Origin of the sequence: Nonomuraea muscovyensis (assembly GCF_014207745.1) — a bacterium.
Taxonomy (GTDB): Bacteria; Actinomycetota; Actinomycetes; order Streptosporangiales; family Streptosporangiaceae; genus Nonomuraea; species Nonomuraea muscovyensis.
Map to the genome: position 1 here is coordinate 772,729 of NZ_JACHJB010000004.1, position 25,060 is coordinate 797,788.

At 69.4% G+C, this 25,060-nt stretch carries 27 protein-coding genes; 13 read left to right on the forward strand and 14 right to left on the reverse strand.

Annotated features, from left to right (window positions below):
• Positions 1-197: 197 nt before the first annotated feature.
• Complete coding sequence (gene rlmN / locus FHU36_RS41315) at positions 198-1,298, reverse strand: dual-specificity RNA methyltransferase RlmN (RefSeq protein WP_185089530.1); 1,101 nt, start codon at positions 1,296-1,298, stop codon at positions 198-200.
• Positions 1,299-1,709: 411 nt separating this feature from the next.
• Here rlmN and FHU36_RS41320 point away from each other — a divergent pair, with 411 nt between their 5' ends.
• On the forward strand, positions 1,710-2,732 hold the full coding sequence (locus tag FHU36_RS41320; RefSeq protein ID WP_185089531.1) for a suppressor of fused domain protein: 1,023 nt from the start codon (positions 1,710-1,712) through the stop codon (positions 2,730-2,732).
• A gap of 364 nt (positions 2,733-3,096) precedes the next feature.
• Here the strand turns inward: FHU36_RS41320 and FHU36_RS41325 are convergent, their stop codons facing one another.
• From FHU36_RS41325 to FHU36_RS41350, 6 genes are all read right to left on the reverse strand, one after another.
• Entirely contained in the window at positions 3,097-3,936 is an 840-nt protein-coding gene (locus FHU36_RS41325) for a phosphatidate cytidylyltransferase (RefSeq protein ID WP_312892196.1), read from the reverse strand.
• A 56-nt stretch (positions 3,937-3,992) separates the two neighbouring features.
• Positions 3,993-4,550: a ribosome recycling factor gene (gene frr / locus FHU36_RS41330; RefSeq protein ID WP_185089532.1), complete on the reverse strand. Its 558-nt coding sequence runs from the start codon at positions 4,548-4,550 to the stop codon at positions 3,993-3,995.
• A 42-nt stretch (positions 4,551-4,592) separates the two neighbouring features.
• Positions 4,593-5,291 (reverse strand): UMP kinase, encoded by a 699-nt coding sequence (gene pyrH / locus FHU36_RS41335; RefSeq protein ID WP_217709034.1) that lies wholly within the window; start codon positions 5,289-5,291, stop codon positions 4,593-4,595.
• A 135-nt stretch (positions 5,292-5,426) separates the two neighbouring features.
• Positions 5,427-6,257, reverse strand: coding sequence for a translation elongation factor Ts (tsf, locus tag FHU36_RS41340; RefSeq protein WP_185089533.1), 831 nt, complete (start codon positions 6,255-6,257; stop codon positions 5,427-5,429).
• Positions 6,258-7,299: 1,042 nt separating this feature from the next.
• Positions 7,300-8,250, reverse strand: a complete 951-nt coding sequence (gene rpsB, locus FHU36_RS41345) for a 30S ribosomal protein S2 (protein WP_185089534.1) — start codon at positions 8,248-8,250, stop codon at positions 7,300-7,302.
• A 672-nt stretch (positions 8,251-8,922) separates the two neighbouring features.
• On the reverse strand, positions 8,923-9,537 hold the full coding sequence (locus FHU36_RS41350; RefSeq protein ID WP_185089535.1) for an ArsR/SmtB family transcription factor: 615 nt from the start codon (positions 9,535-9,537) through the stop codon (positions 8,923-8,925).
• Between the two features lie 424 nt (positions 9,538-9,961).
• On the opposite strand from FHU36_RS41350, the gene FHU36_RS41355 reads away from it, so the two are divergent.
• Positions 9,962-11,215, forward strand: a complete 1,254-nt coding sequence (locus tag FHU36_RS41355) for an MFS transporter (protein WP_246503348.1) — start codon at positions 9,962-9,964, stop codon at positions 11,213-11,215.
• Between the two features lie 127 nt (positions 11,216-11,342).
• Here the strand turns inward: FHU36_RS41355 and FHU36_RS41360 are convergent, their stop codons facing one another.
• A complete protein-coding gene (locus tag FHU36_RS41360; protein ID WP_185089537.1) occupies positions 11,343-11,816 on the reverse strand; it encodes a GNAT family N-acetyltransferase in 474 nt (157 codons plus the stop codon).
• 479 nt (positions 11,817-12,295) lie between these two features.
• Here FHU36_RS41360 and FHU36_RS47010 point away from each other — a divergent pair, with 479 nt between their 5' ends.
• On the forward strand, positions 12,296-13,477 hold the full coding sequence (locus FHU36_RS47010) for a peptidoglycan DD-metalloendopeptidase family protein (RefSeq protein WP_185089538.1): 1,182 nt from the start codon (positions 12,296-12,298) through the stop codon (positions 13,475-13,477).
• 221 nt (positions 13,478-13,698) lie between these two features.
• Here the strand turns inward: FHU36_RS47010 and FHU36_RS41370 are convergent, their stop codons facing one another.
• The 3 genes from FHU36_RS41370 to FHU36_RS41380 all read right to left on the reverse strand — a co-directional run bounded on the left by FHU36_RS41370 (position 13,699) and on the right by FHU36_RS41380 (position 18,112).
• Positions 13,699-14,583: a tyrosine recombinase XerC gene (locus FHU36_RS41370; protein WP_185089539.1), complete on the reverse strand. Its 885-nt coding sequence runs from the start codon at positions 14,581-14,583 to the stop codon at positions 13,699-13,701.
• 409 nt (positions 14,584-14,992) lie between these two features.
• Positions 14,993-16,261: a DNA-processing protein DprA gene (gene dprA / locus FHU36_RS41375; RefSeq protein WP_185089540.1), complete on the reverse strand. Its 1,269-nt coding sequence runs from the start codon at positions 16,259-16,261 to the stop codon at positions 14,993-14,995.
• Positions 16,262-16,816: 555 nt separating this feature from the next.
• A complete protein-coding gene (locus tag FHU36_RS41380; RefSeq protein WP_246503244.1) occupies positions 16,817-18,112 on the reverse strand; it encodes a YifB family Mg chelatase-like AAA ATPase in 1,296 nt (431 codons plus the stop codon).
• 103 nt (positions 18,113-18,215) lie between these two features.
• Between FHU36_RS41380 and FHU36_RS41385 the strand changes: the two genes are divergently transcribed.
• From FHU36_RS41385 to FHU36_RS41420, 8 genes are read left to right on the forward strand one after another with little or no spacing between them, the layout of a single operon-like run.
• Positions 18,216-18,806 (forward strand): DUF6907 domain-containing protein, encoded by a 591-nt coding sequence (locus tag FHU36_RS41385; protein WP_185089541.1) that lies wholly within the window; start codon positions 18,216-18,218, stop codon positions 18,804-18,806.
• Positions 18,803-18,976, forward strand: a complete 174-nt coding sequence (locus FHU36_RS41390; protein ID WP_185089542.1) for a hypothetical protein — start codon at positions 18,803-18,805, stop codon at positions 18,974-18,976. Before FHU36_RS41385 ends, FHU36_RS41390 begins: the two co-directional genes overlap by 4 nt.
• A complete protein-coding gene (locus tag FHU36_RS41395) occupies positions 18,973-19,299 on the forward strand; it encodes a hypothetical protein (protein ID WP_185089543.1) in 327 nt (108 codons plus the stop codon). Before FHU36_RS41390 ends, FHU36_RS41395 begins: the two co-directional genes overlap by 4 nt.
• The gene (locus FHU36_RS41400) at positions 19,296-20,258 is read left to right on the forward strand and encodes a DUF2637 domain-containing protein (protein ID WP_185089544.1); all 963 of its coding nucleotides are present in this window, start codon (positions 19,296-19,298) and stop codon (positions 20,256-20,258) included. Before FHU36_RS41395 ends, FHU36_RS41400 begins: the two co-directional genes overlap by 4 nt.
• Before the next feature lie 11 nt (positions 20,259-20,269).
• Positions 20,270-20,488: a hypothetical protein gene (locus FHU36_RS41405; protein ID WP_185089545.1), complete on the forward strand. Its 219-nt coding sequence runs from the start codon at positions 20,270-20,272 to the stop codon at positions 20,486-20,488.
• Entirely contained in the window at positions 20,485-20,871 is a 387-nt protein-coding gene (locus FHU36_RS41410; RefSeq protein WP_185089546.1) for a TraA-like protein, read from the forward strand. The genes FHU36_RS41405 and FHU36_RS41410 overlap by 4 nt, the downstream gene beginning before the upstream one ends.
• Entirely contained in the window at positions 20,871-22,886 is a 2,016-nt protein-coding gene (locus tag FHU36_RS41415) for a hypothetical protein (RefSeq protein WP_185089547.1), read from the forward strand. The genes FHU36_RS41410 and FHU36_RS41415 overlap by 1 nt, the downstream gene beginning before the upstream one ends.
• Positions 22,887-22,903: 17 nt before the next feature.
• Entirely contained in the window at positions 22,904-23,149 is a 246-nt protein-coding gene (locus tag FHU36_RS41420; protein ID WP_185089548.1) for a hypothetical protein, read from the forward strand.
• A gap of 272 nt (positions 23,150-23,421) precedes the next feature.
• Here the strand turns inward: FHU36_RS41420 and FHU36_RS41425 are convergent, their stop codons facing one another.
• Positions 23,422-23,667: a winged helix-turn-helix domain-containing protein gene (locus FHU36_RS41425; protein WP_185089549.1), complete on the reverse strand. Its 246-nt coding sequence runs from the start codon at positions 23,665-23,667 to the stop codon at positions 23,422-23,424.
• Between the two features lie 183 nt (positions 23,668-23,850).
• On the opposite strand from FHU36_RS41425, the gene FHU36_RS41430 reads away from it, so the two are divergent.
• Together FHU36_RS41430 and FHU36_RS41435 are read left to right on the forward strand one after the other, a co-directional pair.
• The gene (locus FHU36_RS41430) at positions 23,851-24,063 is read left to right on the forward strand and encodes a hypothetical protein (protein ID WP_185089550.1); all 213 of its coding nucleotides are present in this window, start codon (positions 23,851-23,853) and stop codon (positions 24,061-24,063) included.
• The gene (locus FHU36_RS41435; RefSeq protein WP_185089551.1) at positions 24,060-24,278 is read left to right on the forward strand and encodes a hypothetical protein; all 219 of its coding nucleotides are present in this window, start codon (positions 24,060-24,062) and stop codon (positions 24,276-24,278) included. The genes FHU36_RS41430 and FHU36_RS41435 overlap by 4 nt, the downstream gene beginning before the upstream one ends.
• Positions 24,279-24,394: 116 nt before the next feature.
• Here FHU36_RS41435 and FHU36_RS41440 read toward each other — a convergent pair whose 3' ends face one another.
• Both FHU36_RS41440 and FHU36_RS41445 read right to left on the reverse strand, forming a co-directional pair.
• Positions 24,395-24,643, reverse strand: coding sequence for a hypothetical protein (locus FHU36_RS41440; protein WP_185089552.1), 249 nt, complete (start codon positions 24,641-24,643; stop codon positions 24,395-24,397).
• Positions 24,640-25,020 carry a terminase gene (locus FHU36_RS41445; protein WP_185089553.1) on the reverse strand — a complete coding sequence of 127 codons (381 nt, stop codon included), beginning with the start codon at positions 25,018-25,020 and terminating at the stop codon, positions 24,640-24,642. Before FHU36_RS41445 ends, FHU36_RS41440 begins: the two co-directional genes overlap by 4 nt.
• Positions 25,021-25,060 lie beyond the last annotated feature (40 nt).

Here is a 25,060-nt window from a genome sequence, read left to right on the forward strand (position 1 = left end):
GGGCCGGGTGCCCCGGGGCGGGCCGGGTGCCCCGGGGCGGGCCGGGTGCCCCGGGGCGGGCCGGGTGCCCCGGGGCGGGCCGGGTGCCCCGGGGCGGGCCGGGTGCCTCGGGGCGGGCCGGGTGCCTCGGGGCGGGTCACTCCGTCGCCGACTTGAGTCACTCGGCGACGGGACGAGTCATTCTGCGGCGGGACGGGTCATTCTGCGGCGGCGAGCTGGCCGCAGGCACCGTCGATCTCGCGGCCGCGCGTGTCGCGGACCGTCACCGGCACGCCGTGGAACTGCAGGCGCCGCACGAACGCCCGCTCGTCCTCCGGGCGGGAGGCCGTCCACTTCGAGCCCGGCGTCGGGTTGAGCGGGATCAGGTTGACGTGCACCAACTTGTTCTTGACCAGCTTGCCAAGCAGGTCGGCGCGCCACTCCTGGTCGTTGACGTCCTTGATGAGGGCGTACTCGATCGACACGCGCCGCTTGGTCCGCGCCGCGTACGCCCAGGCCGCGTCGAGCACCTCCGACACCTTCCAGCGCGTGTTGATCGGCACCAGCGTGTCGCGTAGTTCGTCGTCGGGCGCGTGCAGGGACAGGGCGAGCGTCACCGGCAGGCCCTCGTCGGCGAGCTTGCCGATCGCGGGCACCAGACCGACCGTGGAGACCGTGACACCGCGCGCAGAGATGCCGAGCCCGTGCGGAGCCGGCTCCACCATGCGGCGGACGGCGCCGATGACCTGCTTGTAGTTGGCCAGCGGCTCGCCCATGCCCATGAACACGACGTTGCTGACCCGGCCCGGCCCGCCCGGCACCTCGCCGGCGGCCAGGGCGCGGGCGCCCGAGACGACCTGCTCGACGATCTCGGCCGTGGACATGTTGCGCGTCAGCCCGGCCTGGCCGGTGGCGCAGAACGGGCAGTTCATCCCGCAGCCCGCCTGCGACGACACGCACATCGTCACCCGGTCGGGGTAACGCATGAGCACAGACTCCACCAGCGCGCCGTCGAACAGCCGCCAGAGCGTCTTGCGCGTGGTGCCCCCGTCGGTGGTGAGCTCCTTGACCGGGGTGAGCAGCGGCGGCAGCAGCGTCGCCAGCCTGTCGCGGGAGGCGGCGGGCAGGTCGGTCATCGCCTGCACGTCGGCGGTGAGCCGCTCGAAGTAGTGGCGCGACAACTGGTCGGCGCGGAACGCCTTCTCGCCCAGCTCGGCGACCGCCGTGCGGCGGTCCGCCATCGACAGGTCGGCCAGGTGCCTGGCGGGCTTGGCCCGGCGCGGCGCGACAAAGGTGAGCTGGCCTGGCTGCTGGGACACGGGACTGCCTTCTGCTAGAGGGTTACCGACCAGGGTAGTGAACGCTCGGGCCACCCCGCGCCATTCCACCGTGACGGTTGCAGCGGCACCGCCCCGCCGTCCGAGCCACCCACCCTCAGGCCGCCCGCCGTACAGACGCCCCCGTACAGACCACCCCGCCCCACAGCCAGTCCGCCTCGCCGCACAGACGGCTCGCCGCACAGACCGCCCCCGCCGTCCGGACCATGCCCACCCCACGGACCACCTCGCCGCGCAGACCACCTCGCCGCGCAGGCCGCCCCCGCCGCACGCCACACCCCGCCCTACAGATCGCGCCTCGCCGTACGGACGCCCCTCCGCGCGCCTCCCGCACAGGCCGCCCTTGCCGTACGGGTCGCCTGAGGTCATCGGCCGTTCTACAGTCATTGTCGTATGGCGATTTTCCGGTCGGCGTCTGGCGAGGGGCGGACCGAGGTCGTCCTCACCGCCGGCAACCCGTACGGCAGCCGGACACTCGTGGTCGAACGAGACGAGGACGCCTCGGCGGCCTACCTGTGCTCTCCCGACGGCACCGTGCACGGCGCCGTGTGGCTCGCCAACCACCGGCCCGCCCCGGCGACGATCGATCCGGCCAGGGTCTCCGCCGGCCTGCCGCCCGTGATGCACGCCCCCGCCACGACGCACCCCGACGGCCGCCGCCCGCTCGGGCCGCTGACCGCGTTGTGGTTCGAGGAGGGCGACGGGGTCGCGATCTACGAGGACGACGACCTCCTCGCGGTGATCCCCGGCTGGGCCGACATGAGCAGGGGGATGCCCGGCTACGCCCGTGACGCCGTGGGTGAGACGCCGTTCGCCTGGGCGCTGTCCGAGGCGCTCGAAGGGCTGGGGCCGCGCCTCGCCAACGCCCGCTCCTACTGGCGGTGGCGGCACTCGCCGGGGTCGTGGCCGTCGTTCCAGCAGTTCGTGCTGGGCCATCTCGACCGGGTGCTCGGACCGGCGGGCCGCTACTGGGACGTGAGCGGCGAGCGGCTGCCCACCGTCGGCGTCACCGAGCGCCCCCCGCACGCGGGCCGCGCGGTCACGGTGCTGTCCACCGTGGGCATGAGCTGCCAGCGCATGCCCACGGTCGAGCAGTGGATCGACAAGCCCGACGCCTACGCCCGCATCGAACTGGCCGTGGCCACCCGCGACGACCCGCGCGAGGCGGCGCTGCTGCTGGTGTGGCTGTCGCAGTATCCGTGGCACTCGGTCACCTGGCTCGGTCACGGGCACACGGCCAAGTGGTATCACGAGCCGTCGACGTTCCCGCTGGGGCCGCAGTACGCCGGGGTGCTCATGCTGGCCGATCAGCCGGGTATGCCGCACATGTCAGGGTTCACGTTCGGCGGCGAGGGCGTTCGCTGGCTGTGGCTCGTACCCGTGACCGCCCAGCAGTTGGAGGAGCACCGCCACTAGCCCCACCCGGTGGCGGCCGGGAGTCTCGCCGGTCACCAACGCCTCGCGGAGATGCTGAACCCGAGGCCACCGAGATGATGTCCGCAGCACCGCGGCGGTCAGCCGGACGCCGAGCACGCGGATCTCGTGTTCCCCACCTCGGGACGACCCCGACATGTCGGCCGCGCTGCACGAACCAGGCGAGGAAACCTTGACGACGCTGCGACACTCGAAGACTCCGCGGCCGGGGGCCGCCACCGTCCCGTCCCGCAGGTCGGCCCGCCCTCCCCCGGACGCCACCCACCGACGGCATCCGCCGCCGAAAGCATCCGGCGTCAGACAGCCCCCGCCACCGGGAACACCCCGTGGCAGACTGCTCCCGGCGTCAGAAGAACCACGACAGCAGCAACCAGACCGGCACCAGCGTCGTCACCAGCGAGTCGAGCCGGTCCATCAGCCCGCCATGGCCCGGCAGGATCGAGCCGAGATCCTTGATGCCGAGATCCCGTTTGATCATCGACTCGATCAGGTCGCCCGCGGTCGCCAGCATCGCGGCCAGCACACCGATCAGCGCACCCTGCCAGATCGCCCCGTCGAACAGCCAGACGACCAGCCACGCCCCCACCGCCATGCACGCGATGACGGACCCGGCGAACCCCTCCCACGTCTTCTTCGGGCTGATGACGCTCATCTTGTGCCGCCCGAACAGCACACCCGCGATGTAGCCGCCGATGTCGCTCGCCACGGTCACCGCGATGAACACGACCACCCGGCTCTTCCCGTCCGGCGGCGCCAGCAGCAGCGCGACGAACCCCGCCAGCAAGGGGGGATAGGCCAGCAGGAACACCGACGCCGTCGCGTCCCGCACGTAGCCGTCCGTGCCGTCGCTGAACATCCGCCAGATCAGCAACACGAAGGTGAACACCACGAACGTGCCCAGCAGCCAGACCGGCCCACCCCAGTAAGCCCCGGCCTGCATGGCGGCCAGCGCCGCCAGCACCGGCACGACGGGCACCCGGATGCCACGCGTCGCGAACGCCCGCACCAGTTCCACCGTGCCGACTCCGACGGCCGCCACGACCACGAGCAGGAAGAGCTCCTTGATCGTGTAGAGAGAGGCGATGACCAGCGTGCCCAGCCCCACGCCCACCGCGATCGCGGCGGGCAGGTTTCTCCCGGTACGGCTGCCGCCGCTCGGGCTGCTGCCAGCCGTACGTTCTTCCACTGAGACTCTCCATGTGCCACGGCCCTCGCCGCGAGGCGAGGGCCGTGCGGCGCCGCTCAGACCTCGAGCAGCTCGGCTTCCTTGTGCTTGAGCAACTCGTCGATCTTGGCGACGTGCTTCTGCGTGATGTCGTCGAGCTCTTTCTCGGCGCGCCGGACCTCGTCCTCGCCGGCGTCGCCATCCTTGATCATCTTGTCAAGGATCTCCTTGGCCGTACGACGGATGTTGCGCACCGACACCTTGGCGTGCTCGCCCTTGTTCCGGGCGACCTTGATGTACTCCTTGCGGCGCTCCTCCGAAAGCTCGGGGAACGAGACCCGGATCACCGCGCCGTCGTTGCCCGGGTTGACGCCCAGGTCGGAGTCGCGGATCGCCTTTTCGATCGCGGCCATCGAGCCCTTGTCGTAGGGCTGGATGATGACCATGCGGGCCTCGGGCACGTGGAACGAGGCCAGCTGCTGGATCGGTGTCGGCGAACCGTAGTACTCGGCACTGATCTTGTTGAACATGGAGGGGGTGACACGACCCGTGCGGATGCCCGCGAAGTCCTCCTTCGCGACCGACACGGCCTTGTCCATCTTTTCCTCGGCTTCGAGGAGAGTTTCGTCGATCACAGCGGCTCCCTGTCTTCTAGCTGGCGGATCGGGCTCGCTCCGTCATTTCCCTGCGGGACTCACCAGCGTGCCGATTTTCTCACCGCGGACCGCACGCAGGATGTTGCCCTCACCCATCAGGTCGAAGACCACGATCGGCAGGTCGTTGTCCTTGCACAGGCTGATCGCGGTGGCGTCCATGACCTGCAGGTCGCGGATCAGCACCTCTCCGTAGTCGAGGTGGTCGAACCGCACCGCGTCGGGGTTCTTCCGCGGGTCGGAGTCGTAGACGCCGTCCACCTGGGTACCCTTGAGCAGCGCCTCGGCGCCGATCTCCAGCGCCCGCTGCGACGCGGCGGTGTCGGTGGAGAAGAACGGCGAGCCGAGCCCCGCACCGAAGATCACTACGCGGCCCTTCTCCAGGTGCCTGATCGCCCGGCGCGGCAGGAACGGCTCGGCCACCTGCTGCATGGTGATGGCGGTCTGGACCCTCGTCTCAACGCCGCGCCGCTCCAGGAAGTCCTGCAGCGCGAGGCAGTTGATGACCGTGCCCAGCATCCCCATGTAGTCGGCGCGGGCCCGGTCGATGCCCTGCTCCGACAGGGCTGCGCCGCGGAACATGTTGCCTCCGCCGACCACCACCGCGACCTGCACGCCTTCGCGTACGGCTTCGGCGATGGAGTCGGCGAGATGATCGACCACCAGCGGGTCGATGCCCAGCGGGTCGCCACCCGCGAACGCCTCGCCCGACAGCTTCAGCATCACCCGCTTCCACCTCAGCGGACTCTGGGGCGGACCCGGATGCGAAGAAGCCGCCGGCGTGGCTGGCTCCTGGTTGTCCTGCACGGCGGCGGCCTCCTTCTTAGGCGGTGCGTGGGGCTGGGGGTTCGCTCAAGCCTAAGCCTGACCGACCTTGAAGCGAACGAACCCGAGTACCTCGACGCCGTTCTCCTCCGCGTACTTGCCCACGCTCTTCTTGTTGTCCTTGACGAACGCCTGCTGGAGCAGAGTGAAGTCCTTGTACCAGCCGTTGACGCGGCCTTCGACGATCTTGCCGATGGCGGCCTCGGGCTTGCCCTCCTCGCGGGTCATCTCCTCGAAGAGCTTGCGCTCCTTCTCGATGACCTCGCCCGGCACGGCGGCGGCGTTGAGGTACTGCGGGGCCATCGCGGCGGCGTGCTGCGCGATGTCCTTGGCCACGTCGGCGTTGGGCTTGTCGAGCTGCACGAGCACGCCGACGGCCGGCGGCAGCGCCGGGTCGGTGCGGTGCATGTAGGCGCCGATGTAGCCGCCCTCCAGCACCGCGAAGCGGCGGACCTCGATCTTCTCTCCGAGCGCGGCGTTGGCGATGTCGAGGTGCTCCTTGACGGTCTTGCCGTCGAAGGAGGACTCCAGCAGGGACGCCACGTCGGCCGGCTTGGTGGCCAGCACGTGCTCGACGACCTGGGCGGCCAGTTCCTGGAAACGCTCGCCCTTGGCGACGAAGTCGGTCTCGCAGTTGAGCTCGACCAGCGCGGCGGCGTCGCCGTCCTGCTTGAGCGCGACCAGGCCGTTGGAGGCGGTGCGCGTCTCGCGCTTGCCCACGTCCTTGGCGCCCTTGAGACGCAGCAGCTCGATGGCGCGGTCGAAGTCGCCGTCGGCCTCCTCGAGCGCCTTCTTGCAGTCCATCATGCCGGCAGCGGTGATCTCGCGAAGCCGCTTGACGTCGGCCATGTTCACGGAAGCCATTGCTTTTTCCTCGTGGGATTTCGTCGTGGATCGGGTGGGCGCCGAGGGTCCGGCGCTCATCCTTTGTCGTACGGCCGGCGGGCGCCGTACTGGAGCTTGGCTTGCTCGGTCACTAACCCGAGCCGGTGGCCGCCCACCCGAGCCGTCGGGCTCTGGCCGGCGACCGTGATGTGCGGTCCGTCGATGTACGTGCTGTCGATTCGTAGTCCGTCGGTAGGCGGCCCATCGGCACGCGGCCCGGGGATCGGCGACCCGTCGGCACATGGCCTGTCGGAACGCGCTCCGTCGATCGGCGGCCAGCCGGTACGCGGTCGGTCGGCACCGAGTCCGACGCCTCGCCCGGTGCCGGCGGCCGAGAGCCTTCGCCCCGGCCCCGAGCTACCGCCCCAGGCCCTGACCTCAGGCCGACTACCCAAGCAACCGCCCGGAGCCCAGACCCCGGACCGGCTGCTCAAGCCACCACCCTGAACCCAGACCTCAGGTCGGCCGGCCAGGCCACCACACCAAGCCCAGACCTCAGGTCGGCTGCTCAAGCCACCACCCCCAAGCTCTGGCCCCAGGCCGGCCACCCGGACCACCACCCTGAGCCTCGACTCCAGGTCGGCCACTCTCGCCACCGCCCCGAGCCGACAGCCCCGAACTGCTTCGGTCGATCTGAGCCCTCAAGCCCACCCATCGGGCAGACCCCGGACCCTCCACCGGCCGTCAGCCTGGGCCTTCAGCACCTGACCTTCGGCCCAGCCTCACCAGTCACGAACCTTCACTACGAACGCTGCGACCCTGACCCCTCGGACCAGGCCACCAGCCCCGGCCTCTACCGAGACCCTGGACCACGGCCCCTGCCCCGAAGCGCCGGAGCCTCACCCGGGCCGCGCTCCCAGCCCCGGCCGTCGGGGTTCTGGCCCTCACACCTCGCGGCGAGGGGCCAGAACCTCCGGTCGTGAGCCGGAGCCAAGAGCCAATCGTGCCTCCTGGCCGCCGGCCCGACGCGGTCGGGCCGGAAGCTCGGAGCCGGACCAGGACGGACCCAGCACCTGACAGGTCAGGCCTGCTGCTGCTCGGCCTCGGCGGCGGGAGCGGCCTCGGCCTCAGCAGCCGGAGCAGCCTCGTCGACCGGCGCAGCCTCGGTCTCGGCAGCGGCGGTCTCCGGAGCAGCCTCAGCCTCGGCGGCCGGAGCAGCGGTCTCCGGAGCAGCGGCCTCGCCCTCGCCGGTGGCACCCGTGCCCTGCTCGATCAGCTCGCGCTCCCACTCGGCCAGCGGCTCGGCGGCGGCGGGCTTCTCGTCGCCGCGAGCGGCGCCCGAGCGAGCCATCAGACCGGCGGCGACACCGTCGGCGACCACCCTGGTCAGCAGGCCGACGGCGCGGATGGCGTCGTCGTTGCCCGGGATCGGGTAGTCGACCTCGTCGGGGTCGCAGTTGGTGTCGAGGATCGCGACGACAGGGATGCCAAGCTTCTTGGCCTCGCTGATCGCGATGTGCTCCTTCTTCGTGTCGACGACCCACACGGCGCTGGGCACGCGGCCCATGTCCCGGATGCCGCCGAGCGTGCGCTCCAGCTTGTCCTTCTCACGCCGGCGCATGAGGAGCTCCTTCTTGGTGAGCCCCGAGCCCGCGACGTTGTCGAAGTCGAGCTCCTCCAGCTCCTTCAGGCGCTGGAGCCTCTTGTGCACGGTGGAGAAGTTGGTGAGCATGCCGCCCAGCCAGCGCTGGTTGACGTAGGGCATGCCGACACGAGCGGCCTGCTCGGAGATGGCCTCCTGCGCCTGCTTCTTGGTGCCGATGAACAGGATCGTGCCGCCGTGGGCGACGGTCTCCTTGACGAAGTCGTAGGCGCGGTCGATGTAGGACAGCGACTTCTGCAGGTCGATGATGTAGATGCCGTTGCGCTCGGTGAAGATGAAGCGCTTCATCTTCGGGTTCCAGCGGCGAGTCTGGTGACCGAAGTGAACGCCGCTCTCGAGCAGCTGTCGCATGGTTACGACGGGGGCCATGTGCTGGTCCTCCAGGTCTGGGCGCCGTGGCGGGCAGGGCGCCATTCTCGGTTGTGTCGCGGCAGCCCGGCGGCTACCGCCCTGATGCCCCGAACCGCTCCAGCCGAGCCGAAACCCGGACCGATGGTGCGATCCGCGATGGGGCATGCGAAGTCGGCCTGTGGTGACAGGCCACCGGAAAGTCTACCTCCCGCGCCGCCCCCACCTGACCGCCTGAGGTCAACACTCCCCTGCCGTCAGCCACCCCGCGAGCCCCACAGCCTGCAGCAAGAGATCACCAGTCGCCACGAGCCCGCGGTCGGCACATGGTCCGGCCCACCGCTGACGCCGAGCCCACGCCGGCGACCACATCGACCCTCGAGGTCGCAGCTCCCTTCGACAACCCGCACATTGCCGGACCCGCCTTCCGGCAAGCCCACCCCAGCATGCCCACATCACCAGAGCACACGTCCCGCAGGCCCCACACCACCAAGGCACACATCCCATAGCCCACACCACACGGGGGGCACATCCCATAGCCCGCACCACACAGGGCACACATCTCTCAGCCCAGACCACCAGGCCGAACCGTCCAGGAGCCCCACACATCAACCCACGACGGGGCCGCACCCCGGTACTCCCGCCTCGGTGCCCCCACATCGATGGTCAACCCGGAAGCCCCGACACGACGGGTCACCTGGCGTCATGGTCCTCGGTGGGCAGACCCGGCACAGGTCTCGGCACCTGCGGGAAGAGGTTGACCTGCGCCTCCGCGATCCTGGCACCACTCGGGGCGTCTTCAGCGCTCCGGTGCTGAGCGACGTACGGCCGGAGCAGCTTCTCGATCTCCGTGTTCAGCCACGCCAACTCGGCCGCGTCGACCCGGAGCGACGTACGGCTGAACCGGGTGGCGTCACGCCACTCTTTCGGCAACTGGTCGATGCCGGCCAGCGCCCGCTCCCCCTCTTCGTTCGCCGCCCTGCGGACCGCCTGGATGAGCAGCCCCTTCGCCTCTCGCACCTCCGGCTGGTCGTCGGGGCGCACACCGACGCTGAAGGGCCGGTCCACGGCGCGCCACAGACGCTCCCTACCGTCCCCGCGTGGCTGCGCATCTTCCACGAATCCGTACTTCGCCAGCATGCGCAGGTGATAGCTGGCGGCGCTCGGGGTGATGCCGGCCACCTCGGCGACCTCGGTAGCCGTCGCAGACCCTCCCATGCCGAGCCTGTTCAGGATGGCGAGCCTCGCCGGATGCGCCAGTGCCCGCATCGCCTTGGGATCGCTGAGGCTCTCCCGTTCCTGCGTCATGCGCCCCAAGGTACCCCGATCACGATACGAAGCATTGCTTTCATAACTATGAAGCAATACCTTCACGCTTATGAAGCGAATCCTTCAGAGTTTGTCTCCCCAGAAGCAGGCGCCCCTGTTCCAGCAGAACCCAGTGCCCCCCTCCCGGCACGGACCAGCGGCCCCGTCCCACCGCATAGCCGTTGACGCTCCCCCACCGCAGGAGGCCATCACCTCACCGACACAACGGGGCGGCGCCTCGCCCCACCCTCCGCACAGCGGAACCAGCGCCTTCGAGCCTCACCACACCACTCCCCAAAGTCACCACCCCACCGCTGCAGACGACCGCGCCGCTGCCCCAGATCACCGCACCCTGCTCCTTGATCACTCCGCCAGCCCCACAAGACCCACCAGCACCACCGACTCCAGCGGCTCGATCGCGTCCCTGCCGGCCCCGTCCGCGGCCCCTCTCCACAAACAACGCGACTATCGGCTCCTCTGGACCGCCCGCACCATCTCCATCACCGGCTCCGAGGTGTCGAAGCTGGCCGTCCCTCTCACCGCGGTGACGTTACTCACCGCCTCCCCCGCCGAGATGGGCCTGCTCACGGCCGCCACCTCCGTACCCGCTCTGCTCTTCGGCCTCCAATCGGGCGCGATCGCGGACCGCCTCACCAGGCACCGCCCGCTCATGATCGCTTGCGAGCTGGCCTCCTGCGCCGCCGCGCTGACCGTCCCTCTTGCCTGGTGGCTCGGCTTGCTCAACCTCACCCTTCTGATCGCGGTCGCCCTCACCATCGGCGCGGCAGGTGTACTGTTCCGGGCCGCGAACTTTCCGCACCTAGCCGCCGTCGTCTCCCCCACGCAACGGACGGAAGCCATGGCCGGCCTGAACGCCTCCTATTCGGTCGCCTCAGTGGGTGGCCCAGGCCTGGCCGGTGTCCTTGTACAGCTGCTGACCGCTCCCATCGCCGTGCTGGCGGAGGCACTGACGTTCCTGGCATCAGCCCTGCTGCTGCGCTCCATCCGCACTCCCGAGCACTCCGAACCCGCCGCGTCGCGGGGCATGTGGCGCGACGTGGCCGAAGGGCTCCGTTACAGCCTCACCCACCCGATCTTGCGAGCCCTCCTGGGCGCGGGAGTCACGATCAACTTCTTCGCAATGACGTACACGGCCGTCTACATGCTCTACATGGTCAACACTCTGGGCATCCCTCATGGGCTGATCGGAGTACTCATCGCCCTCAGTGGCCTGGGCGGTGTCCTCGGCGCATGGGCCACCTCGCGCCTGGCGAAGCGAATCGGGGAGGAACGAGTGATGCTCTTCTCCGTGCTGCTCTTCCCCATCGAGATCCTGGCTGTGGGCCTGCTCTCCGGTCCGCTCTGGTGGAAACTGGCGGTGCTCGCCCTCATGGGCACGATGACCGGCAGCATCGTGGTGGCGTACGCCACCTGCATGGGCGCGATCACGCTGCGAGAAACCTCCCCGGAACTTCGTGGCCGCGTCAACGCGACCATGACGTTCGCCGTACAGGGCGTGATGGCCCTTGGCGGGCTGATGGGCGGCCTGCTGGCCGAGCTCGTCGGCCTGCGCCCGGTCATCATCATCTCCGCGGCCGGGATCGCACTCAGCACCATCTGGATCTGGTCGTCCCCGCTACGCGTCGCATCCCATGCGCCGACTGCCGAGCGTGGATGACTGGCTGACGACGACAGGGACGTCCACGGGGCAGCCACTCGTAGACCGTCACCCCACGAACCCATCCATGCATGGCCCGGGTACCTCCGAGTCGCGTGGCCGCCGGGCTTCCGCACACGGCCCGCCGTCAAATCAGCTCGTCCGCCAGCAAATCCATCAGCAGCCCGTCATGGAACCGCTTGGTCCCCGGATCCCGCTCATACGCCCGCATGATCCCGACTCGCCGGAACCCAACTCGCTCATATGCCCTGATCGCCGTCTCGTTGTGCGCTGCGGGATCGATCGTCAACCGGTGATGCCCACGTTCCTCGATCAACCACCGCGCCAGGATCCGGATCGCCTCCTGCCCGTATCCCTGACCATGGCACCGAGGGTCAAGAAAGATGTCGATCCCCGCGCTGCGGTACATCGGGTCCTCGACCTCTTCGTACTGGATCGCGCCGATCACTTCGCCGCCGCGCGTGATGGCGAGCATGTCGTCGAACTCGTCTACCGGGCCCCACCACTTGGCCACTTCCGGCGTCTCGAGGATCTCCCGCAACCGCGCCACATCGCCCTCAACAGCGTCTCGTAGCACCAGCCGGTCCCCGCGCAACTCCATCTTGCACCCTCCCGAACCCCGCTGCAGCCAGATGCGAGCGGTTGTCCACAGCCTTGCGCAGCAGGGCCGCGTTATCCACAGAATTTCGTTCAGCCTCACGCCACAACCCGCCCGCTGCCCAAACTCCCGGCATGCCACGTCCCCACCACCCGGCCCCCGTTCACGACGCACCGGCCGGCCCCGACCAGTCCACCGCGATCCCCGCGCCGACCAGCCCACCGGCCATCCGCGCACATCCCAAGCATGTCGACCTCATCCGTGCTGGCCTCATCGCAGCTGGCCTCATCGCCGCTGGCCTGATACGCGCACACGCCCTGCGCGCACACGCCATTCGTGCCTGTCTCATCCGCGCGCACGCCATCATCACGGGCCTCATCCGTGCGCGTCCGGCCGTTTCCGCACGTCCGATCGTTCGGGCACGTCGCCGGCACAGGCTGGCATCCACGCCCACCGCGGCGGCATCGACAGTGATCCTTTTCATGACCGCCGCCCCATTGCTCTGCCCCAGCCCAGCCTCAGCCGAGCCGGAATCCTGGCGTTGGCCTCTGGACGGTCGTCCGCGAATCCTGCACCGCTACGCCCCTCCTCCCGAGCGCTGGCTGGCGGGACACCGCGGGGTCGATCTCGCCGCCCCACCGGGCACACCGGTCCTCGCCGCAGGGCCGGGCGTTGTCCGCTATGCCGGGCCTCTCGCCGGCCGTGGAGTGGTGTCCATCGAACATCTCGGCGGACTCCGCACCACGTACCTCCCTGTAACGACCTCGGTACAACCAGGGCAGCACGTCACTCAAGGAGATCACTTGGGGGTCGTCGCGGCGTCGCCGTCGCACTGCACGGAATCCTGCCTGCACTGGGGACTCGTACGCGAGCCTTTCTACCTCGACCCCTTGCTACTGCTGGGCAGATCCCGTGTCCGCCTCCTCCCGTTCTGGCCCGAGGAGCAGACCTCTCACACAGCCACCCCCACAATGGAGCCAGGCCCGGCCCCTCCCCTTCCCACCCTCGCCATCCCGCCACATCTCCCGGCGCTCACATCCAGCAGCGCGCCGTCGGCCTTGCCTCCGAGCATGAGGCCGGCCCTGATAGCAGCGTCACCGTTCGCGCCGGGGCGTACGCCGCCTCCCGACCCCACGCCCACCGGCCACGGTCCTCATGACTGGATGACCAGCCACGGCCCATCCCCGTTCGCTCCCCGCCTCACACCACAGCCGGCAATGCCTCCAGCCCCAGACGGCTTCCGCACGGCGCGAGCAGGCCCCACCATGGCGAGACCGGCCCCCACCACGCCGAGCAAGCAACGGCCTGCCCAGAGCACCCACCCCCGCCCGCACCCGAGCACGCATAGCCCGCCAAGCCCCGACGTCGGCTCCACGTTCGAGGTCTCCTCATTCGCCGACGGTAGAGCCCGAGGGTGGTCCACACCGGCCTCCGAACGCACCGCTCTCCGAAGCCAAGGCTCCGACCGCTCGCCCCCGAATCTCACACCGCGCTCGATCGTCGTGTCCGCGGTCACCGGCGTCGGCACCACCGCGGTCTTCGGCGTCCTCCTCCTTATGGCCCTGCGCAACCGCCGAACCGGCCCACGCCGAGTCGACACCCCAAGAGGCCGTCACAGAAGAGGACGCCACAGACGACCAGCAAGCCGCCACCGAGTCGCGTAGAGCCGGACATCCGCACAGGGCCAGCTCCTGGTGACAACAGGCGGGCAGCTCGCGGAGCGCCTCATGGCGCAGCTTGAGAGGCGCACCTAACACAGCGCTGCTTGCAAAGGGCATCTCTCAGCGGAGCTTGCAGGCAGGCGGCGAGCCCATGTAGCGCAATTCAGTTCGCAGCCCACATAGCTCCGCTAATGGGTCTTACGTCCTCGTCACTTGCCGGGGAGTCACGCTCTCGGGTGGGCCTGCCGGTACGCGGTTCGCAGCCGCTCGATCGAGACGTGGGTGTAAATCTGGGTCGTGTTGAGCGAGGCGTGCCCCAGCAGTTCCTGAACGCTTCGCAGGTCGGCACCACCTTCCAGCAAGTGGGTGGCCGCCGTGTGTCTCAGCCCGTGGGGCCCCAGGTCAGGAGCTCCTTCGACATCGCGCAAGCAACCGTGAACCACCCGCCGCACAGTCCCCGGGTCGATACGTCCGCCCCGCACCCCCAGGAACAACGCCGCACCGGAGCCAGGTTTGATCCACAACGGCCGCCCATGAACACACCACGTGTCCAGGGCCCGTAGGGCGGGCGTCCCGAGCGGCACGGTCCGCTCCTTGCGCCCCTTGCCCAGCACCCGGATGACGTGGCGATCCCGGTCAACGTCGTCCACATCGAGGGCGCACAGTTCGCTCACCCGGACGCCCGTGGCATACAGCAGTTCCAGGATCGCCTGATCCCGTAGCTCCTTGGGTTCACCGGTCGATGACCCATCCAGCGCGGTCCGCGCCTGCTCCTGATCCAGTACGGCCGGCAGGGATCGTGGCGCCTTGGCACTTCCTAGCAGGAGGCCCGGATCATCCGGCAGCCTGCCCTGGCGATGGCAGAACGCGGTGAACGTGCGTGCGCAGGCGGTCCGCCGTGCCAGAGTGGCCCGCGACTTGCCTTCGGCGTGCTGCTCGGCCAGCCACTCCCGCAACGCGCTGATCTCCAGGCCGTCGATCCGCCCACCCAGATGGTCCAGCAGAGCCCGGACATCCGACAGGTAAGCCCGCACGGTGTGCGGTGACAGGTCCCGCTCGAACCGTAGGTACCGTTCGAACTCGCCGACCACCTCGTCGGCATCGGCCATGCCGTGGCCGTCTCCACCCGTCACAGCACATCCTCACCCATCACCGCGGGGCCGCAGCCACAGTCGCCATGGAACAGGCACCCTCTCCACCACTCCGCCTGTCCGAACGCCCCTCGTTTCTACCATTCGACATGCACCGAAAATTCGCTGCGCAACCGCTCAATACGCGCACGGCAACCGCCCACCGCTCATTCATCCTTCCCCTGAGCAGGCGGCGACAGTCCCCCGAGCCAAAGCCAGGACCGTGGTTCCGGTGGATAGGCGTCCTGCATGATCGAGCCGTATCCGCTGCTGGCCATGACAGGGCCGCGCTCGGCACAGCCCGTGGCCCACATGGGCTCGGATGCACAACACGACCCCGACCTCCGCGCCTCACCTCGTCCACGCATGCGTGCCCGGTACGCGTATGTCATCCCGACCCGGAGAAGGGTGCCGTCTGATCATGAGGCCCTGGGGGTTCGTTGAAGGCGTCCGCTCCGGAGGAGTCCACAGGATCCGGCAGGACATCGTGCTTGCGGTAGGCGGCTGACGCCGGCTTGCGGAGGCGCCATCCCTTGTCCACGCGTTCGACGTAGCCCGCCGCGGCGAGGCCTCCCAGCGAGCTGAGAGCGGCGTCCAGGGGCACACCCGCGGCCAGCGCGATCGATGCGGGCCCGGCACCGCCTCGGGACGGCACCGCGTCGAGGACCTTGCTGGTGACCTCGTTGAGGGCGTCCCGGGGAACCACGGGGCTTCGGGGCGACGGGGAAAGGTCGTCACCCAGGACGCCCACCAGGTCGATCATCTCCTCTGGTGTGGCGACGCAGACCGCCTTGCGCTCGCGCAGGAGCCGGTGGCAGCCGGCCGACATGACGGAGGTGACGGGGCCGGGGACGGCCGCCAGGTGGCGGTTCAGGGCGAGGGCGTGTGTGGCCGTGTTGAGCGCGCCACTGCGCAACGCCGCCTCCACGACGACCGTGCCTCGTGACAGGGCGGCGATCAGACGGTTTCGGATGAGGAACCGGGCACGGGTGGGATGGACGCCTGGAGGGCACTCGCTGACGACCACGCCCTGGTCACGTACTGCGGTGAACAGATCGAGATGGCCCCGTGGATAGGCGATGTCGACGCCGCATGCGAGCACCACGACGGTGGGCGAGTCGGCGGCCAGAGCGCCACGGTGCGCAGCCCCGTCCACACCGTAGGCACCGCCCGAGACCACGGTCCAGCCGGCCTCACTGAGGCCGATCCCGAACTCGGCCGCCACATGGGTGCCGTACGAGGTGGCCGACCGTGCTCCCACGACAGAAACGGAACGCAGGCAGGAGAAACGCAGGTCAGCGGAGCCGTGCAGCCACAGTCCGAGCGGACGGCTCGGGCCGAGCTGATCGAGCTGGCTCGGCCACTCAGGGCTACCGGGGATGATCAGCCTCGCTCCGGACCGCTCTCCGGCCGCGATGTCGGTCGCTGGGTCCGCAACCGACATTCTGGCGTGCCAGGTGTTCAGCCTCTGGTCGAGTTTGGTGGCGCGTTCCTGTCGCATCTCCTGGGCGACGAAGGCGGGTGGGAGCATCCGGCCGCGTACGGCGTCTACGGCCGCGATCGCGCCGCAGGAGGCCACGAGCCGGCCCATCGTCGTGTCACCCGTGTCGGCGACGCGCATGAGCGCGGCTCGGGCCTCGAGTTCGAAGCTGCTCATTGTGACTCCTAGAGGTTGAGGTGGGTGTCCCGGACCTGCCTGCACCACAAGGACTCCGTCGGCATCCGCCGCCCTTCCCAGAGGACCGAAGCACCCGACCTGCCTGCACCACCGGAACTCCGTCGGCATCCGCCGCCCATCTCAGGGGACCGAAGCGCCCGGACCCGGATCGCCGGCCGAGGTGGTCACGGCCGACGTGACGATCGGCTCTGACCACCCGAGGGGGGCGGGACCAGGCATCGATGGCCGCTTCGGCTCCCGGAGTCCGCAATCAGGAGCCAAGGAACTACAGGACGATCGGCCCCGACCACCCAAAGGCACGGGAACCAGGCATCGATGACAGGCTCGGCTCCCAGGGCCACGTTCAGGGGCGAGGGCCTACAGGGCGATCGGCGCGGAGCAGCGTCTCGTTCCCGTTGTCGCCCCGTGGCGCGCGGGCCGGTTTCCGGCACCCGAGCCGGCCGCAGCCGACTACCCCGGTAAGGCAACAACCGGCGGCAGGTCTGGATGGGCCGCGGTCTGGCGTCTGTGTGGGTCGGCTGAACGCGGGGATGGTCATGTGTTCACGCCCAGCCATAGTGCGAGTGCCGTGCCGGTCTCATCTTGTCCTGGTGTGTCCTTTCCGGCCAGGTCCGCAATCGTCCAGGCGACTCTCACGACCCGATCGAGGCCGCGAGCACTCAGCGCGCCCGAGTCGAGGCAGGCGGTCACCGGCTTCATGGCTTCGCCCGACAGCCGGTAGTCGGCGTGCAGGGCGGAGGACGGGATCTCGGCGTTGGTGCGCCAGAGGGTGCCGGAGAGCCGGTCGGCCGCTCGCTTTCGCGCTTCGAGGACCCGTTCGGCGACGACCTTGCTCGACTCGACGAACTGGCGGTCGGCCATGAGTTCGCGTCTCGAGGAACGGGCGACGGTGACCTTCATGTCGATGCGGTCGATGAGCGGGCCCGAAAGCCTGCCGAGATAGCGGCGCCTGAGCGTGGGGGTGCACTGGCAGGTGTCGGTGTGGTCCTGGGGCTGGGCGCAGGGGCAGGGGTTGGCCGCCAGCACCAGCATGAACCGCGCCGGGAACGTGACCGAGCCCGCAGACCTGGACACGGTCACCCGGCCCGACTCCAGTGGCTGGCGCAGCGAATCGAGCACGTGACGCGGGAACTCCGGAGCCTCGTCCATGAACAGCACACCTCTGTGAGCCAGGGAGACCGCGCCGGGGCGGACGACAGTGCTGCCGCCGCCGATGATGGCGGCGGTGCTGGCCGTGTGGTGTGGGCTGACGAACGGTGGTCTGCTCACCATGGGACTGTTGGGCGGCAGTGCACCCGCGACCGACTGGATTGCGGTCACTTCGAGCGCGTGATCGAGCTCCAGGTCGGGGAGGAGGGTCGGCAGCCGTTCGGCGAGCAGCGTCTTGCCCGTGCCGGGCGGGCCGAGCATCCAGAGGTTGTGGCCGCCGGCCGCGCAGATCTCCAACGCGCGGCGCGCCACCGGCTGGCCGACCACGTCCGACAGGTCGACCGCGGGATGGGTGGCGGGTGGGGCCGGGGCGTCGAGATCCGGTGCCAGGGGCTCCGGCGGGGCGTCTCCCCGGCGTAGCCACTCGACGAGCTGCCGCAGGTCCGCCACCGGCACGACGCGCACGCCAGGCACCAGGGCCGCCTCGGCGGCATTCGCCGATGGGATCACGACGGTGGCGTCGCCGTCGCAGGCCGCGCCGAGCACGGACGGCAGGACGCCTCGCACGGGTCTGAGGCGTCCATCGAGTCCGAGCTCACCCAGGAAGAACGGCTCGGCGATGCGCTCGGCCGGGACCACACCGGCGGCCCCCAGGATCGCGATGGCAATGGCGAGTGCCAAGGGCAGGCTATGGCTTAGCTAGAAAGCAAGACGGACGGGCCAGGTGTGCGACCACCGGACCCGTCCTTGATCCCCAACCTGTCCTAGCAGGAGGAGACCCAAGGTGAATTTCACCACGCCTAACCACGGTCCCGCGAGGCCCCAGCTCCCGCCCACCGTCCGCGAGCGTGCCCTTGAGGCCGGCCGCCGGGCCGTCGAGGACTACGAGCGCACCTACCAGGCGGAGATGCGCGCCCACCGGAACGCGGCCCACGCCCGCCAGTCCGGTACGGCGCAGCCCGCCCGTTGGCTGGCCGACGACCCGTGCCCCGACTGGTGTGTCGGCGGCATCGACCACGAGGACGGCACACACCCCGACGACCGCGCCCACTTCGGCCCCACGCACATCGTGGAGCTCGTCACGATGGAATCGACCGTGTCCGGACACGACCGCTGGGAGCCGGTCGAGGCGCAGATCGCCATCGACAAGCGGTACCGCGAGCGGGAGGCGCGCGTCATCATCGGGACCGGCGACGACACGCACATCTGGGCGACCCTCAGCGAGGCCGAGGAGATCGCCACGACGATCCTCGACATGGTGCGGCAGGCCCGCGGCACGTGGACGCCGGTCGTGCTGCCGTTCGACCCGAACGGCGGATGCCCCGACGCGACGTGCAAGAACTGCCACCCGCTGCCGGGCGAGGTGTCCGCGTGATGGCGGGCAAGGTCACGCTCGACCTGCTGTTCGACGTACAGGAAGTGCTTGAGCGGCACGGCTTCGCCCTGCCCAGCGACGAGCGGAAGCGGCACCTCGCGCACGCTGACACGGCGCTGGCGCTCGTGGCGCTGGTCGAGGCGTTCGAGGGACGGGGGGCGTCCTCGTGACCTTCCCCCGCACCGCGGGTTGCCCCTCCTGGTGCGCTGAGCCGCACCAGGAGCCGGGCAGGCCCCACTTCGCGAACCTCGACCTGATCGAGCACCTGGACGACTCCGACTGTCTCGTCGAGGTGAACGTCCGGCAGCTCGACGGCCAGGGCGTCGTCTTGGTGCTGTTCACCGACCGGGACGGCGAGAGCACCCGCGTGGAGATGTCGCAGGAGGCGGCCGGCGTCGTCGGCTACATCCTGCGCGAGTTCGACCGCCGCGGCGCCAAGGAGTTCGGGCACCTGCTGTTCGAGGCCGCGCAACTGCTGGAGGTGACCCAGTGAAGCGCGATTGGGTTCTCATCGTCTCCGTGGTGCTCGTGGCCGCGTCCACGGTCATCGCCTCGTTCACCGCTCAGGCCGGCCTAGGTCTCCTGGCCGGATGGAAGACGAGCGTCGACGCGTTCGGCGTGGAGCTGCGGCTGTCGTGGCTGCTGCCGTTGACGGTGGACGCGTACGGCATCGGCGCTACCCGGATCGCGACGAACAAGCGGGCGTACTCGGCGGAGGTGCGCCGGCACGCGTTCGGTCACGCGCTCGCCGCGGTGGCGGTGTCGGTGGTCGCCAACGCGGTGTTCCATCTCATCGAGGCCGGCGTGATCGTGCTCGGCTCGTCGGCCTGGCTTCTGGTGGTCGCGGTGAGCATCGTCCCCCCGGTCGCCCTGGGCGGTCTGGCGCACCTGCTGAGCATCGCGGCCCGGGATGAGATCGAGTCGGCAGATGGACCGCACACAACAACTGTTGTGCCCCGACCAACGGTTGCCACCGTTACAGATGTAACGCCCGTACCTGAGGCCGTACCTGGCGTACCTGCAACCGTGGGCGAGAGCCCCACAGTTGAGGTCGAGAGAGTCGGCTACTCCTCCGCGATCAGTTCCCCAATTGGGGAAAGCGAGCCGTTCGCGGAGCGGGAGATCGCCGTTCCCCTTCGCTTCCCTTTCGTCGTACCTGCCGTGTACCCGCCTGTACCTGTGCAGGTCGCGCCAGTTCCCGATGCCGGGAAGTCGAACACGAGCGAGCCTGTCGAGCACGCTGGAACTGAGGGTCAGGTACACGCCGGTACGGCCGTACCGGAGCACCCGCCGATCGTGCAGAAGGCCGTCGAGGAGTTCGCCGAGACGCTGCGCGGCGGGCAGACGCCGCCGGTCCGGGAGATCAAGGCGAGGCTCGGCGTAGGTACGGACCGGGCCCGCGAGGTACGCGTGTACCTCGACCGGCTCGCCACCTCGGGGGCGTCGTCATGAGGACCGCCTACGTGATCACCACAGCGCGCAACCGGCGGGCCGTCCGCCGTGTCCTGGCCACCGTCGTGGCCGCCGTCATCACCGCGGTCACCTGGCTCGGCCACGTCCTGGCGCTCCTGGCCGGCGCCGTCGACGCCCTGGTGACCGCGCTGCTCGGCGTGCCCCGGATGGCGTACGGGGCCCGCCGCTTCGCCGACGTTATCCGCGAGACCTGGAAGGAGGACCTGTGAGCGAGCAGCAGGGCCGCAGCCGGATCCCCGAGCTGTCGGCCATCCCCTGGGAGGGCCCACGGGCCATCACCGACTACGCCCGCATCAGCCGGAACCTGTGCCGGGACCTGGGCGAGGAGCTCAACATCGGGTCCGACGAGCTGTACGCGGTGCTGATCCGCAGCTTCAAGGGCCACCCGGTGCTGAGCGTGTTCGGCGCCCTGGACGTCCGGCTGCGGGCCCGCCGCGTCGTTAAGCGGCTCAAGAGGGCCGCCGAGCTGCAGAGGGGCGCCGGTGTGGAGCTGGTGAAGTTCCACGCCCAGTTCCGCAAGGAGTTCGTCGACATCTTGCCGGCCGCGAAGCCGGAGAAGCGGCAGAAGACGTTCAACTGGGATGACGTGTGATGGCCGGGCGTACGAAGGACCTGGTGTCCGTCGAGACCGAGTCGAGCCTGTCGAAGGTCGCGGCCAAGGAGGTGTCCAAGCTCGTCACGCTGACGAGCCCGTGGGTGGCGTACGTGCTGGTGTTCGGCATCGGGTCGGCGTTCCACTTCATCCTCGACTCCGACGACCCGGACGTGGTCGCGTGGACGATGTTCCTGATGTCCGCCGCGGTGCTGGTGCTGACCGCAGTGACGTTCGGCCAGTCCCACGCCCGCGGCGTGTGGGGCAAGACCCACACCACGCTGACGACGCTGCTGGCCGGCCTGTGGGTGTGCGCGGCGACCGTCAACGGGCCCACCACGGTCGTCACCGGACGGCTGATCCTCATCGGCGGCGTCACCGTCGCCCTGACCTGGAACATCCGAACCGTCATCAGGATGAAAGGGCTCGACCAGCCTGGTGCCATCGCCGACCCGCTCGCGCTCCTGTTCGGTCAGGGCGCCGAGCGGGCGGGGATGCCCGCCGTCGAGGCGCGCACCGTCAAGGCGACCGCGCACAAGGTCGAGGGTGACGTGCAGTTGGAGCAGGGCCGCCAGGTGGCCGAGGACCTGACGCGGAAGGTCGGCTACGTCGAGTCGGGTATCGGCCTGCCGCCCGGCAGCATCACCACCGCGATAGACCCGGACGACGCCAGCAAGGCGAAGGTCGTCATCTCCGATCCGCGGGTGATGAAGAAGCCGATCCCGCGGAACTCCCCCTCGCGGCCGGGCCTGTCGATCGCCGACCCGCTCAACATCGCCCTCTGGCAGGACCTCGATGAGGTCGAATACTGCGTGGTCGGCCACCACCTGCAGATCATGGGGCAGACCGGTAGCGGCAAGAGCATCGGCGGAGCGTGGAACATCCTCGCCGAGGTCGTCACCCGCTATGACGTGGCGGTGTTCGCCGGCGACATCACCAAGGGAGAGCAGACGCTCGGCCCGATGCGTGAGGCGCTGCACCGGTTCGAGACGACCAAGGCCGGCGTCAAGGCGATGCTGCGCGAGCTGCAAGAGCAGGTGAAGGAGCGCACCAACTACCTGGCGTCCAAGCAGCTGCAGAAGTGGAAGCGCGGATGCGGCCTGACGTACTGGATCGTCTGGTTGGAGGAGTTCCCGGACATCTTCGACTGCCTCAGCGACAAGGAGCAGGACGCGTTCCTGTCGATGCTGAAGGCGATCCGGTCCGCCGGCGGCACGATCGTCATGAGCTTGCAGCGGGCCGACTACTCGCAGATGCCGACCCTGGCGCGCGGCCAGCTCGCCAAGATGTGCTTCGGCGTCGAGTCGGCCCATGACGCGTCGTTCGGCCTCTCAGAGGCGCAGCAGGACGCCAACGCCCGCCCCGAGCTGTGGAGCAACAAGCAGCCCGGTATGGCCTACCTCGACGCCCCCAGCATCGAGGACACGCGGATCGCGATGCCGCTACGCACCTACGCGTGGGGCCTCACAGAGGAGGGGCGCGTGGACGACGAGTTGGCCAACACGCAGATGCGCGCCCACGCCGCCCAGTGGCCGGCCGCGGCCAAGCCGGTCGACGTCACCACGGCGGCGCTGTCGAGGCTGCACGACGGCGGCCAGGCCGCCACGGCGCCGGCCGGGCTCCTGGAGGCCGACGCCGAGGACGACGACGAGGAGGTGCGCAACGTGGCCAGCGAGTACCTGGAGACCGACGACCCGGACCCGGAGGTGCGGGGCGGCCTGGACGACGAGATCCCCGACCTGCCCGAGGGCGACCCGCCGATGACGTTCGCGCCGCCGGCGCAGCGGATGACCGCCGAGGAACGCGGAGCGGCGCTCATCAAGCACCTGCAAGACATGTGGGACGGCGGCGCCCGCGACTTCTCCAGCGGCGACCTGAAGCCGCTGTGGGAGACGACGGACATGTCCCGCGCGTGGGTGCAGAAGACGCTCAAGAAGCTCGTCGAGGCGACCGTGCTTGGCGATTACGACGAGGACGCTCAGCGGTACCTCATGCCCACCCGTCCCGAAGTCTGAGCCCAAGGAGACAGACCGTGAAGCTACTCCTCATGCTGCCTGCCCTGGCGCTGACGACTGGGCTCGCCTCGAGCTCCTGCGGAGACCTCCCCCACGCCTCGACGGACGACCCATCCGGCATCGTCATGGGCCGGCGAGGCGACGACGAGTTGATGGTGGGACCGCGAGACGGCTCGCCGGCGTTCATCCGCAAGGCGACCCGCGTACAGATCAAGGCGTGCACGCGGGAACCGGATCTGATGTATCCGGCCTGCCTGCCGTAGGGCTCGCACGGCTGCGCGTGGGATGCGCGCGAACCGCTTTTTGATCATGCTGCCACGGTGCCACAGGAGGGGTGCCACGCCCCTGCCACGGGGGGGCCACGAGGGGGCCACGAGGGGGTGCCACGGACCGTGGCACCCCCTCCGACCTGTAACCCTCCCTCGCGTGGCACCCCCCAGCCCCCACGTGGGTGCCACGCCCCCCGGACAGAGGTCCCGCGAGGACCTGAGTGGCCGGGATACGTGCCCGACTTCTCCGCGACGCCGCGAAGAACTCAGTCGGTGGGCCAGTCCTCGACCGGCCGGACGTACACGCCCTTCTGTGGCAGGACCGACACCCAGCCCTCATCGCGGAGCACGCCAACTGCCCGCCGCGCCGAACCGACCGACACGCCCAGCTCGTCGGCAAGACGTCGCTCGGCCGGGATCGGCATGCCCGGCTGATACTGGCCTGCCTTGATTCGGCTTATGAGTTCATCCGCAACCTGTCGCCACACGTAGGCGTCTGGGCGAAGTTCCATGCACTGCACGCTACTGACCTGCAGTGATGCCCATTCCAGCAGGTTGCAGCACGCTGCACTAGGAAGTAGGTAGTAGCAGTGTGTAGCAGAGGGGTGCAGACTGAGTGCGGACATAGTTCGGGCCCGCCCACGCGCTGCGAACGCGAGGAACGGGCCCTCGATCGGACGGTGGAGGTCCGACCCATGAGCGAGCGTAACCCGCCCCTCGAGATCCCCGAGTGCTCTACGAACGTTGACGCCGCAGGCATCATCCACCTGCAACACAAGGGGACCGGCCGAACCGCCGAGGCCCACAGCGAACAGGAAGCAGTCCAGCAGGGGATGCTGCTGCGCATCCTCGCCGCGTACCGACGGCCCGAGAGTGAGATCCCATTCACCACGGGCGACATGCCATGAGCCCGAGCATCATCCAGGTGTGGGCCGACAGGCACAGCCGCGTATGGGTCGACACAGGCAAGATCCACCGCGAATCCAAGCAGCCCATCATCGAGCTGCTGAACGGAGAAGCGTCCGGCGCTCTCGGCTGGGTCAACGCCCAGTTCGGCCCGCTACAGAACCTCTCCCTGCACAGCACCAACGAATCCAGGCGCGCGGCCGGCGGCCCCCCGTAGGCAGCCCATGAGCTGGCCGGCCCCGCACACCGTGGAGGGAAGTGCGGGGCCGGCCTTTTTCACGCGCGTGCGCGTAGGAGCCTCGCGAAACTGGCGAAACCGCGGGATGCGCCGCCTCACGACAGCCTCGCCAAGATGCGGCCGGCCGCCGCGGCGTCGATCGTGCGATGCCCCTCAACGTCCACGGCGATCCTCTCCAGCCGAGCCACCTCCGCCCCATCGAGCATGCCCCGCGCCGCCAACGTCGCAGCGGCCAGTTTCGGCAGCGCATTCATCATCGCCGCACAGCGATGCGGCACGACCGTCTGCCACTCCCGATCCGTGCGGGTCAGAAACCGACCCTCAGCGCTGCCCCTGCGCTTCACGACACCACCCCCCTGATTCCGTACACGCCGCGCGCCCCAACACGCCTCTGCGGACGCCTGGCACCCTTCTGCGTGTCGTCCTCCTCACCCGCCGGCAGTCGCAGCGCCGCCGCAAGCCGGGCAAGGGCAATCTTCTGCTGACGCGCCTCGATAGCGGCCGGATGCACGCGCTGCTGCAGGCCCGGACCCGACACCATGAGCCCATCCGCGTAAACCGCGTCATTCAGGCTGTCGAGCAGGTCAACCGTGCGAACCATCTCCCGCAGCAGAGCGAGCTCATGTTCTTCAAGCTCGTACTCGGCCACAACGGACGCCCACAGGCGACGGCCAGACACGCCGGTGTCATCGGGCGGCTTCATCTCGTCAGAATCGGACATAAATGGACACCTCGTTCGTTTCAGATCGCACGCAAAGAGA